Source organism: uncultured Campylobacter sp. (assembly GCF_905371695.1).
In the GTDB taxonomy this organism is placed as follows: domain Bacteria; phylum Campylobacterota; class Campylobacteria; order Campylobacterales; family Campylobacteraceae; genus Campylobacter_A.
The window spans coordinates 1-15852 of sequence record NZ_CAJPMA010000036.1; the positions used below are offsets into that span (position 1 = coordinate 1).

A 15852-nucleotide genomic window follows, 5' to 3' on the forward strand; every position below is an offset into this window, starting at 1 on the left:
GCGTAGGACTCTCCCAGTTATCCTCGACGAAGCGGATGTCGTGATTTTTTAAATTTAAACCGAGCTTTTCAAGGCTTTTTAGATAAAGCTCCTGTATATTTTCCGGGCTTGGTTTAATGAGCACCTGAAACTGATAATAAGCGCCTAAGCGGTTTGGGTTTTCGCCGTATCTACCGTCGGTCGGGCGGCGAGAAGGTGCTACGTACGCCGTCGCCCACGGCTTTGGCCCGAGGCTCCTTAAAAAAGTCGCCTGATGATAGGTGCCCGCGCCCGCAGGCATATCGTAGGGCTGCAGTATCACGCAACCCTGCTCGCGCCAGTAGTTTTGTAACGTCAAAATAATCTCTGAAAACGTCATTTTTTACCTTTATTTTATTGATATGTAAATTTCTATTTTTTCGTTTAAATATGTTTCAAAGTCCGTTTCGTAGGCCCTTTTTAGCTCAGAGCTTTCAAAATATTTCCAAATTTCTCCCCAAAATTTCGCTACGTTTTGCGACTCGTTCGGAAAGCTAAAAACGGCGTATTTGCCGCTTTTTATCTCTAAAATTTCGCCGCCATGGCAAAGCGATTTGGTTCCGATAAATAAATCGTAAAACCCGTTTACGCCGTTTTCATAACTACAATAAACGCCGTAAATTTCGCTTTTGCCATCATAAAATTCTTTTGTAAATTTAGCCCACAAGGCCGGGATTTTACCGTCGCCGTTTATCTCGTCGGCATTTTTCGCGCGAGTTTTTAGCCCGTAAATTTTAAAACCCTCTACCGCTAAAATTTCCACGACTACTCCTTGTCACCTTTGAAATTTTCAACCGCTTTGTTCCACATAAGTTTGTATTTTCGTTTTAAAAACTCGACTTCCTCTTGCGATTTTTTTAGCTGAGTCGTAAGCGTCTCTACCGTTTTTCTATCCTCGTCGTAAAGCTCTTGCATCGAGTAAAGAGCCTCTTTTAAAAATTTATTTTCGTTACGCAAGGCTTCTAGCGTTTCGTCTTTGGCGTCAAGCACCTTTTCGTGTAAGGTTAAAATCGTTCCGATCGTCTTCTCGACGAAATTTTCGCCGACTAGTCCTGCGCCGCTAGTCGCGACCGCTTCGCTGCTAGCCGTAGGCACCACGCTCATCGTGCCTTGCGACGCCTCTATATAGGTCTCGTCGCCGTCTATCCTGATTTTTAGCGCGCCCCGCTCGATCATACTCTCTACGGCTTCGCGCGGCAGGTGTACCAGCTGGCAAAATTCGTCGATTTTTAGAAAAGTCTGCATTAAAGTATAACCTCGACCGATTTTGAATCTTCCTCGACGCCGCGCGCTTTGGCAGCTCGGTCGGCTTTTAGAGTCTCGTCTAGACTTTGGTCGTTTAGGGCTAAAATTTGTAGCGCCAGATAGGCTGCGTTTACCGCGCCAGCCTTACCGATCGCCACGGTGCCAACAGGCATGCCGCCAGGCATCTGAACGGTGGAGTATAGAGCATCCACGCCGCTAAGCGCGGAGCCTGCCATCGGTATGCCGATCACGGGACGAGTGGTGTTTGCCGCGATAGCGCCCGCTAGGTGCGCCGCCATGCCGGCTGCCGCGATAAATACCTGCGCGCCCTTTTCCTCGGCTGCGGCAACGTATTCGCTCGTTCGCTTCGGGCTTCTGTGCGCCGAGCTTATGATTAGTTCGTAAGGGACGTTAAATTTTTCAAGCACCTTTGCCGCCTCGCTAACCACGTCGTAGTCGCTCTTGCTTCCCATTATAATTGAAACAAATTTCATTTTATTTCCTCTCTTAAAAAGCTAAATTTAGGCAACTTCGCGCCCAAATTTACTTCGTTTTCGTTGCCGCTGTGGATTTCTGCTATTTCTTTGCCTTTTTTAGTTACGAGCTTTTTAAATTTGATAAATTTCTTGCCGTCGCGAGCGAAAATTTGAGATATTTCGCTCTCGTACTCATCTATCTGAGCGCCCAGCGGCGCCACGATCTCGTACTCGTTGCCAGGGAAAATTTTATATTTGCATTTAAAAAACTCGCCGTCCTCGCTCATAGCGTTTACCTGATGAGTGCCTTCTTCTAGGCTGCTGGCGTGATTTTGCGTATCAGCCTTTTCAAACGGGCGATTTACCAGGTAGCCGTCGGTAAAGCCGCGATTTTTTAGCGTATTTAGCTCGCCGGCGTAAATTTGCGCGTCAAATTTGCCGGCTACTGCGTCATCGACGGCCATGCGGTAGGCTCTAGTCGCGCAGGCGGCGTAGTATTCGCTTTTCGTGCGGCCTTCGATTTTTAGGCTATCGACCGCACCGCTTTCGATGATGTCTTTGATGTGCGCGGATAAATTTAAATCCTTCGAGTTCATCACGTGCGTGCCGCCTTCTTCGTCCTCTTCCAGGCGAAACAGCGTCCCGCTCTCAGGGTTTTTGGCGTAGAGTTCGTATTTAAACCTGCAGTCATTCGCGCAGCTGCCGCGGTTTGACTGGCGGCCGCTTTGAACCGCGCTAACCAAACAGCGTCCAGAGTAAGCAAAGCACATCGAGCCGTGTACGAAAATTTCGATATCTAGCGTCGGAATTTGCTCTTTTATCTTCACGACGTCTTTTAGGCTCATTTCGCGCGCTACGACGATGCGTTTTGCGCCCATTTCGTGATAGATTTTGGCGTCAAGCGCATTCATGACGTTTGCTTGCGTCGAGAGGTGGATCTCGATGTCCGGGGCTATCTCTTTTGCCAGACTCATGACGCCCGGAGTCGCGATGATAAAGGCATCTGGCTTCATCGCAGAAATCGTTTGCAAGTGGCGTTTTAGCGGCTCGATTTGCGAATTAAAAGGAAACGCATTTACCGTAGCGTAAAATTTCTTGCCCTTTGCGTGCGTGTATTCGATGGCTTCTTTAAAGGTTTCAAGGTTGAATTCGCGCGCCGAACGAGTGCGAAGCGAAAAGCTCGCTACCGATGCGTAAACCGCGTCTGCTCCGTACTCTAAGGCTATTTTTAGCTTGGTTAAATTTCCCGCGGGAGATAAAAGCTCGAGCTTTTTCACTTTTTGCCTAAGCTTTCGATTAGAGCCTCGATATCGTCGTTGCTGACGAGATTTTCCGTAGTCGTATCGCCCGCGATATGCACCGCCGATGCCACGCGCTTATCGTCGTCGATCTTGCCCTCAAATAGCGTATTCATATATTTGCTAAGCGCGCGCATGACGTTAATTACGCGCTCGATCTTTTGGCGGTGAATGTCTTGATATTGCATCATATCCATCGCCATCATAATCTCGTCTTGTCCCGCTTGTAAGTTGCCGACGATCTCGTCAAGCTCGCTTTTTAGGGCGCTATTTCGCTGCGCGGCCTCGCTAAACGCCGCTACGTGAGGAAATTTTTCAACCAGCGTATTAAATATCTCGATATTCGCGTCGATGCCTTTCTTTATGCCGTTGCAAGCGCCCTCGGCGTCCATAAAAAAGTTATTTATCGTTTCTAATTTATCGAGCATTTCGGTAGCTTTTTTCTCGCTATCGCGCGTTACGTCGTCCAACTGATGAACCATCTTGTGATCGTCCGTCGGAGGAGGCGGAGGCCACGCTCCTTCGGCGCTTACGCGGTAGTTTTCAGGATCTACTACTTTTTCGTTCGTTTTTTCTTGCGGTTTTTGCTCGTTTGATTTCGGGGCGGCGTCGCTTGCTACGTCGTCAAGATCGCCTGCCATCAAGGCGTCGAGTTCTTCTTGCGTCATAATCTCTCCCTATGTAAAAAATACTTGATTATCCTAAAAACTAACTTTAAATTTGATTAAATTTTAATTGCTTTTAGGTTAAAATGCCCCCGAAATTTTAAGGGCGAAAAATGAAAATAGATCTACATAATCACACCGCGCTTTGTAACCACGCTACGGGCGAAATCAGTCAATACATAGACGCCGCGATCGCCGCGGGAACGCAGGTTTTCGGATTTTCCGATCATGCGCCGATGAATTACGACGAAAAGTATCGTATGAAATTTTCGCAAATGGACGCTTACGAAGCAGCCGTGCTCGCAGCGCGCGAAAAATACGCGGATAAAATCAAAATAGTGCTCGGCTACGAGGTCGATTTTTTAGAGGGTTTTATGGACGAGCGGGTTTTGGCGCGCAAAGTCGATTACTTCATCGGTTCGGTACATTTTATAGGCGGCTGGGGTTTTGATAATCCCGAATTTATCGGCGAGTATAAAAACCGCGATATAGATCAAATTTGGAGAGATTATTTCGCTTGCGTAGCCGCATCGGCAAAGTGCGGAAAATTCGACGTTATCGGACATATGGATCTGATGAAAATTTTTAAATTTATGCCTCGCGCGGATATTAAAATTTTAGCCCTACCCGCGATTAAAGAGATTAAACGAGCGAATTTAGCCGTCGAGATAAACTCCGCGGGGCTTAGAAAACCCGTCCGCGAACAATATCCTAGCAGGCAAATTTTAGAGCTTGCGGCGGAATTTGACGTAGCTATTAGCTTCGGTTCGGACGCGCACGCGCCGGATCAAGTAGGCTCGGACGGCGGAATTTGCGAGAATTTAGCGCGCGAAATCGGGTTTAACAAATGCGTTTGTTTCGAAAATCGCGATAGATTCTTCGTAAAATTTTAAATAGCGTGAAATTTTATATAAATTTTATCTTAAAAACAAGGTGTTGTGATACAATACCGAAATCAAATCAAAATTAAGGAATAAAAATGGGAAAATTCGTAAAAAGCGTTGATCATTTTTTTGATTTTTGCAAAGAGCACGAGGTTAAATTCGTAGATTTTAGATTTACCGATATGAACGGCGCTTGGCACAGCATCACGTATAACGTAAAAGCCGTCGAAAAGGCGCATTTCGAGCACGGAGTGCCGATGGATGCTAGCTCGCTGGGCGGCTGGCAACCGATAGATAAAAGCGACATGATAATGCGTCCGGAAGCTACTAGCGCCTTTTTAGACCCTTTTACCGCCGACGTTACCGCAGTCGTTTTTTGCGATATTTACGACATTTACAAGGGGCAAATTTATGAAAAATGCCCGCGCTCGATAGCCAAAAAAGCGATGGCCTACGTAAAAGAAAGCGGCGTGGGCGACGCGGCGTATTTTGGGCCGGAGAACGAATTTTTTATATTTGATAACGTAAAAATCGTAGATAGCCCAAACTGCGCGATGTACGAAGTAGATACAGAAGAGGGCGAGTGGAACGACGCCAAGGACTTTACCGACGGCTACAACACGGGCCACAGACCGCGCAGAAAAGGCGGCTATCTGATGACGCAGCCCACCGATAGCATGGTCGATCTGCGCGCTGAAATGATGCAGGTTTTAGAGCAAGTAGGCCTTGAAGTCTTCGTCGGGCACCACGAAGTCGCGCAGGGTCAAGGCGAGATCGGCGTGAAATTCGGCACTCTCGTAGAGGCCGCCGATAACGTGCAAATTTACAAATACGTCGTCAAAATGGTCGCACATCTAAACGGCAAAACCGCGACCTTTATGCCAAAGCCGCTCTACGGCGACAACGGCAGCGGCATGCACGTGCATCAGTCGGTGTGGAAGGACGGTAAAAATTTATTCTACGGCGAGGGAAATTACGCGAATTTAAGCGATTTCGCGCGCTGGTACATCGGCGGAATCTTAAACCACGCAAGAAGCGTCGCGGCGTTTACAAACCCGAGCACAAACAGCTACAAGCGCCTAATTCCGGGCTTTGAAGCGCCGTCTATCCTAACGTATTCTAGTCAAAATCGCTCGGCGTCGATCCGTATCCCATACGGCTCGGGAGAAAAATCCGTGCGAGCCGAGATGAGATTCCCGGACAGTACGGCAAACCCGTATTTAGCGTTTGCTGCGATGCTGATGGCCGGGCTTGACGGCGTGAAGCACAAAATGGAGCCGGTGGGCCCGATGGATGAAAATTTGTTTAAACTGCACCTAGACGAAATTCGCGAGCGCGGCATCGAGCAGCTACCGCATACGTTAAGGGGCAGCCTAGAAGCGTTAATCCGCGACAACGAATATCTCCGTCCGATAATGACCGAGACTTTTATTGACGATTATCAGCATTATAAATTTGAAACCCAAGTGTGGCCGTACGAGGCAAGACCTACGGCATACGAGTTTAAGACTTGTTACTCTTGCTAATTTAGCGCGTTTCTCGCACTTCTGGTAAATTTCTGTCGGCCGTGCGGGCAGTCAAATTTGCTCCACTCAGAAGTTGAAGTTAGGCGAAATTTTCGCCGCTCGCCGAAGTAAATTTTACCGGCATCGACGCGACGCGCAGAAATTTAAAAGGTTTAAAGGATTAAAAATGGATTACGTAATAATCACGGTAGCCGCCGTATTTATTTTAGGATTAATTCGCGTATTTTTTAGCGATCAAGACCTACAAAATAAGCTAACCTTAATCGTTCTCGGCGGCTTGATATATTTTCTCTACCAAGCCTCAAAAGGCAACAGTATCGTAAAGACGATCAAGGGCTTTTCATTAAGCTCGCTAGGGCTATAAACTAGACTATCTAGTCGAGCGGTACATCGGGTGTTGATAGTCGTTTTTCTCGCACCCGCTTATCGCCGCGGCGGCAAGCGCTAAAAATACGAAAACTACAAGATTTCTCATCGTGCCTCCTCAAAATTTTTTCGCGATTATAGCAAAATTCGCGCATTTTTCAAGGTCGGCGCAAATTTTAGCATGTGAAAAGCTTTATTAAAAAGCAAGAGATTTTTAGCTACAATCCCCTAAAATTTTACGTCAAGGAAGCCATTTTGCAAGCATTAGCGTTAAAATATCGTCCGCGAAATTTCGGCGAACTTATCGGACAAGAATCCGTCAGTCAAAGCCTAATCCGCGCGTTAGAAGGCGGACGCATCGGTCACGCGTACCTATTTTCGGGGCTTCGCGGCAGCGGCAAAACGTCTAGCGCGCGCATATTTTCAAAGGCCCTAGTGTGCGAGCAAGGCCCGACGGCGCATCCGTGCGAGGTTTGCGCGCACTGCAAGGCCGCCAACGAAGGTAGACACATGGACATCATCGAAATGGACGCCGCCAGCCACCGCAAGATCGACGATATCCGCGAGCTAATCGAGCAGACAAAGTACGCTCCCGCCGCTGCGCGCTTTAAAATTTTCATCATCGACGAAGTGCATATGCTCACCAAAGAGGCGTTTAACGCGCTTCTTAAAACGCTAGAAGAGCCGCCCGCGTACGTAAAATTTATCCTAGCCACGACCGACCCGCTCAAACTACCGGCCACCGTACTTTCGCGCACGCAACACTTTCGCTTTAAGCAAATTAGCCGCCTAAATATCGTAAAACACCTCGAAAATATCCTAAAAAACGAAGGCATCGCCTACGAAAAAGAGGCGCTGGAAATCCTTGCTAGAAGCGGCTCGGGCAGTCTACGGGATACGCTCACGCTACTTGATCAAGCCATAATCTACGGCGCGGGCGACGTCTCGCAAAACGCGGTCGCGTCGATGCTAGGTCTACTAGATCCCGCGCGCGTAGAAGAAATTTTAGAAGTAATCTCTCGCGCCGATATCTCGCGGCTAAAAGAGCTAATTAGCGAGCTTGAAATCTACGAGCCCGAGATGATAATCGACGAACTCGTCGCAAATTTAAAAGATAAATTTCTAGGCGGAGATCCGAAATTTTCGCTGCTGATTTACGAGCGGTTTTTCAGAATTTTAGCTCAAAGCAAATCGCTTTTAAGCATTAGCGGCGATAACGGATTCGCGCTTACTTTAATGTTTTTCATGATGATCGAAGCGCTAAATTTAAAGACGATAGGCGAAGCCATAGACGAGGCTAAACGCGAAAATTTAGCGGCCGCGCAAGATTTTACCGAGCAGGGCGCCCGGTCCGCGCGCGCGGTATCTAGCACCCACGCGTCGTCCGTTTTAAGGCCGGATCCGCGAGAAATTTCGGACGCAAGACCCGCTTCGTCGCCGTCCGTTTCGGGCGCGCGTCCTCAGCGACCTACGCCGCCCGCGCCGCAGAATTTAGGCGCTTACGAGATATTTTTAGGCAAAATTTACGACAGAGACTACGAGCTTGGCGAATGTTTTAAACGCTGCATCGAATTTTCCGGTTTCGACGGAGTTACGATGAGTCTGCTTTCAAGCGCGCAAGGAGGTGATCAGGCAAAACTTCGCGCAAATTCCAAAATCGTCATGCAAATACTTCGCGCCGCCTTCGGAGAGGGCGCCAAAATCCAAATTTTACCCAAACCTAGCGAGCAAATTTTAGCGCATAGCCCGCAAAATAGCGAAGCGGACGTAAAAAACGCGCGACAAGATTACGAGCCCGCAAAACCCGCCGACGTCCCGACCGAAATTTCGCAAGCGGCGAAGCTGCAAAAGGTCGTAGAAAGCTCGCAATCCGAAAATTTAGGCGCGGATTTAGAAACGGATAGTAAAATTTCAGACGATTTATCTTTTCTGGACGACGAGCTGGCTAGGATGCAAAATCCGCAAATTTTAAACGAGAAAAAGCCCTTTTACATAGAGGAAAGCTCCGCACAAACGGCGCTTAGCGAAAATTTAAGCGGCGCGGCGCAAAACGAGCCCGTTTATAACCAAAGCGGCGCGGGCGAAAATACGAACGGCGCCGTACCAGACGACAAAACACAAAATTTTAGCGAAACTAAACAAAAAGGCGAGTTTGATTTTAACGAATTAAGATCGTCGCAAGATCAAGATAAAATGCGCGAAGAAGGCGTCCTGCGCGAAGCTAGCAGACTTTTCGGCGAACCGCAGATTTTAAAGAATTAGCGAAATTCTTTAAAATTTTTAGCAAAACGCCGACGAAACCGCTATGTTTATTCTCGCTCGCGCATATTCGGATCTGCGCGGTCGAGATTATCCGCGTTAAAGCTCAGTCAAAAACCGAAATACGACTTTGCGCTAGTAAAAATTTGAATAGCTGCTGCGTAAAATCCGAAATTTTAAGCGCGACCGGCGAATTTACCGCCGCCCCACATAGATAAACTACCAGAGCGAAACTGCCGACGATACTTGCCTAGCGCCGCGCTCGTTAAAGAAAGCCGCGCACGCGATACCCTAAAACGCTACCTTGCTCGCGGCGGCGAATAAATACGCGTAAATTCGCGACGCTAGGACGAATAATCCGCATTTATCCCGCGCACTTTCGGCGAGGTAGGTTCAATACGCATTTTATGGCTTTTCTAGGTCGTTTTCGCCGCGTTCTCTCGCCTCTTTTTCGCGGCGCCGTAAATCCGCCGCCTCGTTTAGCGCGTCCTCGTCGTCGTAAAGCGCACCGTCGAAAAACTTTCTCTCGTCGTCAAACTGCCCGCTTTTTACGCCCCAAAGCGCGCCGAGAAGTCCCAACGCGCCTAGAAATACCGACGCGCCGATCACCGCCGCCAGCACGAAATCGCTCATTTTTTATCCTTAAAAACCGCGCCGATGCGCAAGGAATTTAGTACGACCGCAACGGAGCTAAACGACATGGACGCGGCGGCGATTAACGGAATGATGTAGCCGAGCGCGGCGAGCGGTATCGCAAGCGCGTTGTATCCGAGCGCAAAGAATAAATTTTGCCTTATCGCGCACACGGTGCGGCGGGCTAGGACGACGGCGCTAATTAGCGAGCGAGTATCGCTTGAAAGCAGCGCTGTATCGCTCTTTGCTAGGCTTATATCGGCGCCCGCTCCCATGCAGACGGCGGCGTCCGCGTAGCTAAGCGCCAAAGAGTCGTTTATGCCGTCTCCGACCATCAAAACGCGCCTACCTTTTTTTTGCAAATTTCGCACGAAATCGGCCTTGTCCTCGGGTAGCTGCTCGTAGTAAAATTCATCGACGCCAAGAGTGCTCGCGGCCGCTTGAACTGCCTCTTTTTTATCGCCCGAGAGTATCAAAACGCTAAATCCGGCGCGCTTTAAAAAATCTACGCACTCTTTTGCGCCCTCTTTTATCTCGCCGCAAAGCAAAGCCCTTGCCGCGGCCTTGCCGTTGATCGCTACGAAATATTCGCTTAGCCCCTCGTTTGCGCGCGAAAAATTTTCAAGCCCGCTTACGCCGTTTTCGCGCATAAATTTAGCGCTCCCGGCAAGTAGCGCCGAGCCTTCAAAACTCGCGCTGACGCCCTTTGCGGCGATCTCTTTAACCTCTTCTAGCTCGAAATTTTCGCAATTTTTATTTTCTAAAAATTTAGCTACGCCCGCGCTTACGGGATGCTTTGAGGCAAGCGCGAGCGAGTAGATTAAATTTTGCGACGCGCCTAAATTTTCAAAACTTTTAACTTCTAAATCCCTCTTCGTTAGCGTGCCCGTTTTATCAAATACAGCCGTATCGCAGCCTGCCAGCGTTTCGATAATTTTAGACCGCTTAAATATTACGCCGCGCTTCGCTCCCGCGCCAAGGGCCGCAAGCGCGGCTACGGGAGTAGCGAGCCCCAAGGCGCAAGGGCAAGCGATGATAGCGACCGCTACGGCTACGGATAACGCTTGCGAAAAAGACGCGAACGCCGACCAAACGCAAAACGAACAAACGGACGCGGCAAGCACGAAAAGCGCGAATTTAGCCGAAATTTTATCGGCTAAAAGCTCGATTTTAGGCTTTTGCAAGCTCGCGTCGCGCAAAAGCCGCGAAATTTTGCTTAAAAACGAATCCTCAAACGTCGCGCTAGCCTCGTAAATCACGCGTCCATCCAAACATATCGCGCCGCTTCTAACCGAATCGCCCTCACCCAAAAGCACCGGCGCGCTCTCGCCCGTGACGCTTGAATAATCAAAGCTAGCCCGTCCTTGCGTCGCGCGTCCGTCGATGATCGCCCGCTCGCCCGCGTTTAGCGCGATTAAATCACCTATTTTTACGTCAAGAGCCTGCGCTCTCGCGCTTTTGCCTTCGCGCACGACTTCGACCGACTCCCTCGCGCAAAGATCCATGCCTCCGACCTTCTGGGCGACTTTTTTTGCGGCGCTAGTTTCTAAAAATTTACCCAAAAATACGACGGTTATTATCATCGCCGCGCCGTCGAAATAAGTCTCCCCCGAGCGCGAAAACATGGCGTAGACCGAGTAAAAATACGACGCGCAGGCGCCGAAAACCACGAGCAAGTCCATATTCGCCCCGCGCGCCCTAACCGCCGCCCTAGCCCCAGCGAAAAATGGCGCGCCAGTGTAAAAAAGCGCGGGCGTAGCCAGCAAAAACTGCGCGAAATTTAATATGTCTTTGACGCTTTGACTCATGCCGCTAAAATACCCCGCCCACTGCGCGACCGCCATCCACATGATATTCATCGAGCAAAACAACCCGACTAAAAGCCTCGCGTAAAAATCCCGTCTTTTCGCGTCGGCGCGCTCCTGCTCGCGGCTAGGCTCGTAAGGCGAGCAAACGTAGCCCACGGAGTTTACGCGCTCTAAAATTTGCGCCAAAACGGAAATCTCGGCAGCGTTTTCGTTAGAGCCTTCGTTTAAGATTTCATCCTTGCTTTCGCCTGAAATTTCGCTTTGATTTTTGCTGAAATTCAGGCTTAAATTCGTAGCCTCGCCGTCGTTTGAGCTTTTTGTGGCGGCCGTCTCCCGCCAGACTACCAGAGCCTGCGCCGAGCTAACGTTTACGCTTATCTGCGTTACGCCGCGCACGCTAAAAAGCGCCTTTTCTATGAGCCACGCGCATGCGGCGCAATGGACGTTTTCAAGCGCGAGCCTGATTTTACAAAATCCGTCCTCTTTTTTGACGTAGTTTTCGTAGATATTTCGGATGCTTCGGTCGCTAAAATTTTGCGCTTTTACCGGGGATAGCTCGCGCGAGCCGAGCCTTTCGTAAAACTCTCCAAGCCCGTCCGCGCGCAAAATTTCATAGACGCTTTTACAGCCGCGGCAGCAAAATTTATGCCCGCCCTCGCCCGCAATCATCGCGCTTTCGTCGAATTTTAACCTACAATGCGCGCACTTAATTTGAGACATTTTGGCTTCTTTTACCATCTTATCGCGGCTCGCGCGCCGTCTCTAAGGTAGTCCCGCGCGTTTAGCCGCCCGCGAAATATAAAAAAAATGGTCGCGTATTTTTTTATCATTTTTCGCTCCTGACGCACCGCGCGAAATTTTTATCATGCGCTTCGACCCAGCCGTCCTCTCCGTTTTTAAAAACCGCGACCCACGCGTTTGACGCGCTGACGGCGTCCTTTGTAGCGCTCCAATACAAATCGGATCTTACGTTTTTAAAAGTGGGATTGATAGCGGGGTCAAATTTGCTCTTATCGGTTATACTAATTAACTCATCTATGTTCGGCAGCCGCCAGTCCTCAAAGCCGGCGAATTTTAGCCGCTCGCAATACTCTTTGGCCTGCGCCCAGTCGCCGATAAAAATTCGCTCGCCGTCTTGCCACATTAGCTTGCCTAACTTCGCTTCGCCGCATACGACTACGTTTAGAGCGTCGTCTCTAACGCAAACCGTATCCAATGCGTCCGCGCCCAGTAACCCGCAAAATATAAAAACAACCGCGCAATTTTTCATTTATACTTCCTGACGCATCGCGCAAAATATCTAAATGACGCATCTTGCCTAATACTTACGCCGTTTCTAAAAAATACGACCCACGCATTTGAGGCGCTGACGGCGTCCTTTGTGGCGCTCCAATACAAATCGGATCTTACGTTTTTTAAAGCGGAATTGATAGCGGGGTCAAATTTAGTTTTATCGGTTATGCTAATTAGCTCGTTTATGCTCGGTAGCCGCCAGTCCTCAAAGCCCGCGAAGGTCAAATTTTCGCAGTATTTTACCGCCTCGTCGCAAGTACCTTGATACATCTCCTCGCCGTCTTGCCACATCAGTTTATAGACGCTATCCGTGACGACGTTTTTGGCGTCGTCTCTGCTAAAACCGCCCGTTATATCGCCGCTAAACGCAGCGCCCGCGCTTAGCAAGAAAGCCGCCCAAACGGCCGCGAATTGACCCATATTTTTCCTTTTACCCCGTGAATTTGGCGCAATTATACCCTATCTAGCCACCAAATTTCACGCAAACTCCCTATCTATCATGATGAAAATTTTATACCCTGGAAAGCTTAGCGATATCTCGCGTTCTATCTCGGCGCGTAGCCGGCTTAGATTTTTCTCGGCAAAATCGACCACTACGTCAAACCTCACGCTCTTTTTCTTGCTATCTATAAAAAACGCGTGAAATCCGCGCACGCTGCTAAAGCGCGAGAGTAAATTCGCCACGCAGGCGCGACTCTCGTCCTGCCCCGAATTTACGCTATAAACGCCGAAAACCAGATAAATCCTGTAAATTTTATAAATCTTAATCTGAAGCTCGTTTAACCTCTGCGAAACCTCGCTAAGGGGCAAATGCTCGTCTATCTCGACGTTTACCGAGCCGACGTATCGCTGCGCGCCGTAGTTGTGCAGGATCAGGTCGTATGCGCCGCGCACAATCTCGCAGCGATTTACGGCGGCGTAAATTTCGTCGCTGATCTCTTTTTCGACGCGCTGACCGATGATTTTATCGAAGGTTTCTTTTATCAAAAGCACGCCGTTTACGATAATAAAAAGCGAAGCCAAAGCGCCCGCGTAGCCGTCTATCTGGATATCGGCGAAGTACGATAATGCAGCCGAAGCAAGGATCACGCACGATATGATCGCATCGCCCAAAGCTTCCTGCCCGACGGCTCTAAGCGAGATAGATTTGGTCTGTTGGCCGATCTTTTTGTAGTAAAAGCCGAGCGCAAATTTGACGAATATCGCGCAGAACAAAAACGTCAAAAACGGCATCGTAAAAGTAGTAGGCTCAGGTGCAAAAATATTTTCGACCGAAGTTTTTAAAAACTGAAAGCCTAACATCAGTACGATGACCGAAACGATGAGACCGCCGATATACTCGGTCCTGCCGTAGCCGTAGGGGTGATCTTCGTCGGGCATCTTGCTGGCTAGTTTTGAGCCAAATATCGTGATGATACTTGAGCCTGCATCGCTGAGGTTATTTACAGCGTCTGATATCAGCGCGACCGAGTTTGAGACCACGGCGATGAAAATTTTCGCCCCGGCCAAGAAAAAATTCGTAACTATGCCGATAAGCGCGGTTTTTATGATCGTTTTTTCGCGTTTGCCGTCTTTAAAATCCATCATTTTGAAATTACTTTTCATTTTTGGCGTATTATACCGCGTCTTGACATCAAAGCCAAAATTTTATAAAATGCGGGCTTTCAAAACTTCTTTTGAAACTTAAATTTATCTACAAAATTATTCCGTAATTTTAAAGAGGACACGATGGAAAATAACGCAACCCAGCCTGCAAATTCGGCGCAGGAAAATCAAAAAACGACCAAAAAATATACAAACTCGCGCACTCATATCCCCGTCGACGGCCACAAAATCGAAGAACTAAGAATGCTAAGCTTAGATGAGCTAGTGCAGATAGCAAACAGCGTCGGCGTCGAGAATCCGCGCGAATTTCGCAGGCAGGATTTGATATTTGAGATACTAAAAGCCCAAACAAAACAAGGCGGATTTATACTTTTTACGGGCATTTTAGAGATTATGCCAGACGGCTACGGCTTTTTGCGCTCGGTAGACGCAAACCTCAGCGACAGCTCAAACGACGCCTACGTCTCAAACTCTCAAATTCGCAAATTTGCCCTGCGCGTGGGCGACATCGTGACGGGTCAAGTACGCGAACCCAAAGATCAGGAAAAGTACTACGCTCTGCTAAAAATCGAAGCGCTAAACTATATGCCGCTAATCGAAGCCAAAGAGCGCCCGCTATTTGACAACCTAACTCCGCTTTTCCCGACGGAAAAACTCCGCCTAGAATACGATCCGATGAAGCTAACGGGCCGCGTGCTAGATCTCTTTACGCCTCTTGGCAAGGGTCAGCGCGGCCTAATCGTCGCTCCCCCTAGAAGCGGTAAAACCGAGCTTATGAAAGAGCTAGCCCACGGCATCGCGCGCAACCACCCCGAGTCGCATCTCATGGTCTTACTCGTGGACGAGCGTCCAGAAGAGGTCACCGACATGCAGCGTTGCGTAAAGGGCGAGGTATTTAGCTCGACGTTTGACCTGCCCGCGATGAACCACGTGCGCGTCGCCGAACTCGTCATCGAAAAGGCCAAGCGCCTCGTAGAAATGGGCAAGGACGTCATCATCCTGCTTGATAGCATCACCCGCCTAGCGCGCGCGTACAACACCGTAACTCCGCCAAGCGGCAAGGTACTAACCGGCGGCGTGGACGCAAACGCTCTGCATAAACCCAAGCGCTTTTTCGGCGCGGCGCGAAACATCGAACACGGCGGCAGCCTCACCATCATCGCCACTGCGCTCATCGACACGGGCTCGCGTATGGACGAGGTTATTTTCGAGGAATTTAAAGGTACGGGCAACAGCGAGATCGTACTAGATCGCAACATCTCCGACCGCCGAATTTACCCGGCCATCAACGTACTAAAATCGGGTACCAGAAAAGAAGAACTACTGCAAAAACCTGACGAACTGCAAAAGATCTGGGCTATCCGCTCGGCGATAGCTACGATGGACGACGTAGAGGCGCTTAAGTTTTTATACGCCAAGATGCTAAAAACCAAGGATAATAAAGAGTTGCTTTCGATATTAAACGAATAGTCGGCCTAAAAACCGGCTTATTTTTGGGATATTTTTTCTATATCTTCTTTTATTTTTTCTTCAAATTCGCAGAGTTCTTCGTAGTTTTTCTTACTTTGTTTAATTAAATCTTCAAACTTAAATCCAAGCATAACGATACGATACAAATTCGGCTTATTTTTACGCCAATTATAAAGCGTCGCGACGTCGACGTCTAAATAATAAGCCATATCGCGTTTCGTTATCTTACCCACCTACTACTCCTCGCTAAAAAATTTAATTTTATAAATTTTTTTCTGATAACAAAACAATTGAAATATTTTATGT

General features: G+C 48.7%; 17 protein-coding genes. 5 read left to right on the forward strand and 12 right to left on the reverse strand.

What is annotated here, in order from left to right:
* The 6 genes from QZ147_RS04605 to QZ147_RS04630 all read right to left on the reverse strand — a co-directional run.
* The coding region (locus QZ147_RS04605) for a glycine--tRNA ligase subunit alpha (RefSeq protein WP_295147536.1) at positions 1–358 on the reverse strand (358 nt) is incomplete at its 3' end.
* A 9-nt stretch (positions 359–367) separates the two neighbouring features.
* Entirely contained in the window at positions 368–781 is a 414-nt protein-coding gene (locus tag QZ147_RS04610) for an effector binding domain-containing protein (RefSeq protein WP_295147537.1), read from the reverse strand.
* A 2-nt stretch (positions 782–783) separates the two neighbouring features.
* Positions 784–1263: a DUF3972 domain-containing protein gene (locus QZ147_RS04615; protein WP_295147540.1), complete on the reverse strand. Its 480-nt coding sequence runs from the start codon at positions 1261–1263 to the stop codon at positions 784–786.
* Entirely contained in the window at positions 1263–1757 is a 495-nt protein-coding gene (gene purE / locus QZ147_RS04620; protein ID WP_295147542.1) for a 5-(carboxyamino)imidazole ribonucleotide mutase, read from the reverse strand. Before purE ends, QZ147_RS04615 begins: the two co-directional genes overlap by 1 nt.
* Complete coding sequence (locus QZ147_RS04625) at positions 1754–3016, reverse strand: peptidase U32 family protein (RefSeq protein ID WP_295147545.1); 1263 nt, start codon at positions 3014–3016, stop codon at positions 1754–1756. Before QZ147_RS04625 ends, purE begins: the two co-directional genes overlap by 4 nt.
* Complete coding sequence (locus tag QZ147_RS04630; protein ID WP_295147548.1) at positions 3013–3705, reverse strand: chemotaxis protein; 693 nt, start codon at positions 3703–3705, stop codon at positions 3013–3015. The genes QZ147_RS04625 and QZ147_RS04630 overlap by 4 nt, the downstream gene beginning before the upstream one ends.
* Before the next feature lie 110 nt (positions 3706–3815).
* On the opposite strand from QZ147_RS04630, the gene QZ147_RS04635 reads away from it, so the two are divergent.
* The 4 genes from QZ147_RS04635 (at position 3816) to QZ147_RS04650 (ending at position 8740) form a co-directional block, all read left to right on the forward strand.
* Positions 3816–4595 (forward strand): histidinol-phosphatase, encoded by a 780-nt coding sequence (locus QZ147_RS04635; RefSeq protein WP_295147551.1) that lies wholly within the window; start codon positions 3816–3818, stop codon positions 4593–4595.
* A gap of 86 nt (positions 4596–4681) precedes the next feature.
* Positions 4682–6112: a type I glutamate--ammonia ligase gene (gene glnA, locus QZ147_RS04640; protein ID WP_295147554.1), complete on the forward strand. Its 1431-nt coding sequence runs from the start codon at positions 4682–4684 to the stop codon at positions 6110–6112.
* 166 nt (positions 6113–6278) lie between these two features.
* Positions 6279–6476, forward strand: coding sequence for a hypothetical protein (locus tag QZ147_RS04645; protein WP_295147557.1), 198 nt, complete (start codon positions 6279–6281; stop codon positions 6474–6476).
* Between the two features lie 257 nt (positions 6477–6733).
* The gene (locus tag QZ147_RS04650; RefSeq protein WP_295147560.1) at positions 6734–8740 is read left to right on the forward strand and encodes a DNA polymerase III subunit gamma/tau; all 2007 of its coding nucleotides are present in this window, start codon (positions 6734–6736) and stop codon (positions 8738–8740) included.
* Between the two features lie 402 nt (positions 8741–9142).
* On the opposite strand, the gene ccoS is transcribed toward QZ147_RS04650, so the two are convergent.
* The 5 genes from ccoS to QZ147_RS04675 all read right to left on the reverse strand — a co-directional run bounded on the left by ccoS (position 9143) and on the right by QZ147_RS04675 (position 14076).
* Entirely contained in the window at positions 9143–9370 is a 228-nt protein-coding gene (gene ccoS, locus QZ147_RS04655) for a cbb3-type cytochrome oxidase assembly protein CcoS (protein WP_295147563.1), read from the reverse strand.
* Positions 9367–11898, reverse strand: coding sequence for a heavy metal translocating P-type ATPase (locus QZ147_RS04660; protein ID WP_295147566.1), 2532 nt, complete (start codon positions 11896–11898; stop codon positions 9367–9369). The genes ccoS and QZ147_RS04660 overlap by 4 nt, the downstream gene beginning before the upstream one ends.
* A 106-nt stretch (positions 11899–12004) precedes the next feature.
* The gene (locus QZ147_RS04665) at positions 12005–12448 is read right to left on the reverse strand and encodes a DUF1566 domain-containing protein (RefSeq protein WP_295147569.1); all 444 of its coding nucleotides are present in this window, start codon (positions 12446–12448) and stop codon (positions 12005–12007) included.
* The gene (locus tag QZ147_RS04670; protein WP_295147572.1) at positions 12445–12891 is read right to left on the reverse strand and encodes a DUF1566 domain-containing protein; all 447 of its coding nucleotides are present in this window, start codon (positions 12889–12891) and stop codon (positions 12445–12447) included. The genes QZ147_RS04665 and QZ147_RS04670 overlap by 4 nt, the downstream gene beginning before the upstream one ends.
* Positions 12892–12948: 57 nt before the next feature.
* Entirely contained in the window at positions 12949–14076 is a 1128-nt protein-coding gene (locus QZ147_RS04675; protein WP_295147574.1) for a cation diffusion facilitator family transporter, read from the reverse strand.
* 123 nt (positions 14077–14199) lie between these two features.
* Between QZ147_RS04675 and rho the strand changes: the two genes are divergently transcribed.
* Positions 14200–15546: a transcription termination factor Rho gene (rho, locus tag QZ147_RS04680; RefSeq protein ID WP_295147577.1), complete on the forward strand. Its 1347-nt coding sequence runs from the start codon at positions 14200–14202 to the stop codon at positions 15544–15546.
* Between the two features lie 17 nt (positions 15547–15563).
* On the opposite strand, the gene QZ147_RS04685 is transcribed toward rho, so the two are convergent.
* On the reverse strand, positions 15564–15779 hold the full coding sequence (locus tag QZ147_RS04685) for a transcriptional regulator (RefSeq protein WP_295147580.1): 216 nt from the start codon (positions 15777–15779) through the stop codon (positions 15564–15566).
* Positions 15780–15852: the final 73 nt, after the last annotated feature.

What these genes read in the sequence shown, in the direction of transcription:
- glnA (WP_295147554.1), top strand. Translation starts at nt 4,682, where the DNA reads ATGGGAAAATTCGTAAAAAGCGTTGATCATTTTTTTGATTTTTGCAAA.
- QZ147_RS04635 (WP_295147551.1), top strand. Translation starts at nt 3,816, where the DNA reads ATGAAAATAGATCTACATAATCACACCGCGCTTTGTAACCACGCTACG.
- QZ147_RS04665 (WP_295147569.1), bottom strand. Translation starts at nt 12,448, where the DNA reads ATGAAAAATTGCGCGGTTGTTTTTATATTTTGCGGGTTACTGGGCGCG.
- purE (WP_295147542.1), bottom strand. Translation starts at nt 1,757, where the DNA reads ATGAAATTTGTTTCAATTATAATGGGAAGCAAGAGCGACTACGACGTG.
- QZ147_RS04645 (WP_295147557.1), top strand. Translation starts at nt 6,279, where the DNA reads ATGGATTACGTAATAATCACGGTAGCCGCCGTATTTATTTTAGGATTA.
- QZ147_RS04670 (WP_295147572.1), bottom strand. Translation starts at nt 12,891, where the DNA reads ATGGGTCAATTCGCGGCCGTTTGGGCGGCTTTCTTGCTAAGCGCGGGC.
- QZ147_RS04675 (WP_295147574.1), bottom strand. Translation starts at nt 14,076, where the DNA reads ATGAAAAGTAATTTCAAAATGATGGATTTTAAAGACGGCAAACGCGAA.
- QZ147_RS04615 (WP_295147540.1), bottom strand. Translation starts at nt 1,263, where the DNA reads ATGCAGACTTTTCTAAAAATCGACGAATTTTGCCAGCTGGTACACCTG.
- ccoS (WP_295147563.1), bottom strand. Translation starts at nt 9,370, where the DNA reads ATGAGCGATTTCGTGCTGGCGGCGGTGATCGGCGCGTCGGTATTTCTA.
- QZ147_RS04630 (WP_295147548.1), bottom strand. Translation starts at nt 3,705, where the DNA reads ATGACGCAAGAAGAACTCGACGCCTTGATGGCAGGCGATCTTGACGAC.
- rho (WP_295147577.1), top strand. Translation starts at nt 14,200, where the DNA reads ATGGAAAATAACGCAACCCAGCCTGCAAATTCGGCGCAGGAAAATCAA.
- QZ147_RS04660 (WP_295147566.1), bottom strand. Translation starts at nt 11,898, where the DNA reads ATGTCTCAAATTAAGTGCGCGCATTGTAGGTTAAAATTCGACGAAAGC.